Origin of the sequence: Actinomyces sp. S6-Spd3 (assembly GCF_000758755.1) — a bacterium.
Taxonomy (GTDB): Bacteria; Actinomycetota; Actinomycetes; order Actinomycetales; family Actinomycetaceae; genus Pauljensenia.
This window is the reverse complement of record NZ_JRMV01000221.1, coordinates 1-986: the sequence shown is the minus strand read 5'-3', so window position 1 is coordinate 986 and position 986 is coordinate 1. Positions and strand designations below refer to the sequence as shown.

The 986-nt window shown below is 60.8% G+C and carries 1 protein-coding gene; it reads left to right on the top strand.

Features of this window, described 5'->3' with window-relative positions; translation table 11 throughout:
- A partial coding sequence (locus tag HMPREF1627_RS01855) for an FGGY family carbohydrate kinase (RefSeq protein ID WP_034500636.1) occupies positions 1–986 on the top strand: 986 nt, incomplete at both ends.

Here is a 986-nt window from a genome sequence, read left to right as displayed (position 1 = left end):
GGCCGCGAACTGGTTGGATGGACGCGCCGCAGAGCGTGTGAAGCAGTGGGACGAGGACGGCCGCGCTGCAAAGGTACTAGAGGTGACGGGTACAACTACGTTTGGCGGCCTGTTCCCGGTGCTGATCGAGGAGCTGGCAGCTACGCAGCCCGATGTGGTGGCCCGCGCGACTACGCATTTGAACTGTAAAGACTGGATCCGGTTTAAGCTCACCGGTGAGCGTTTAACCGACTACACGGAGGCTTCGCGCTCGTTCTTGGACGTGCGTACAACCGACGGGTTCAGCGCAGAACTTGCCAAAGATCTAGGTCTTGAGGAATACGCGAGGCTTCTCCCACAGATCCACCGCGCGGACGGCAAGGCGGTGCCACTCAGTGAAGAGGCGGCGCGTGAAACCGGTATTCCCGCGGGCACTCCGGTTGGCGTGGGCATGATCGACGTTGCGGTAACCGGTATGGGCCTGGGCGCCCTAGAAAATGGTGATTCGTGGCTGATTCTTGGCACCACCGCTTTTGTGGGAACGCTACTGCCGTCGGTTAGTGAGCGCCGCTCCGACCTGTCGATGGTGCTTGCTACTGGCAACGGCAAGCAGGTGCTCGAGTTCATGGCTCCCATGACAGGCACGCCCAACCTCGACTGGATTCGCAAGGTTTTGGGTCTGGAAGAAAATAGCTGGACCGAACTTGAAAAACTTGCCCGCATGTCGAAGCCGGGCGCTTCCGGCGTGGTGTACTTGCCCTACGCTTCACCCGGCGGCGAGCGCGCCCCCTTCCTCGACACGAATGCGTCGGCCTCGTGGGCGGGAATGTCGCTCACGTCCAGTACTGAAGACATTTTGCGTTCCGTGTACGAGGGCGTGGCGTTCTCTCTGGTCGAGTGCATTAACACACTACAGATCCACTCTGACCTGGTGGTCTCTGGCGGCGGCTTCCGCTCCGACCTCATTTGCGAGATCCTGGCGGACGCCACCGGGCAGACAGTTGTGC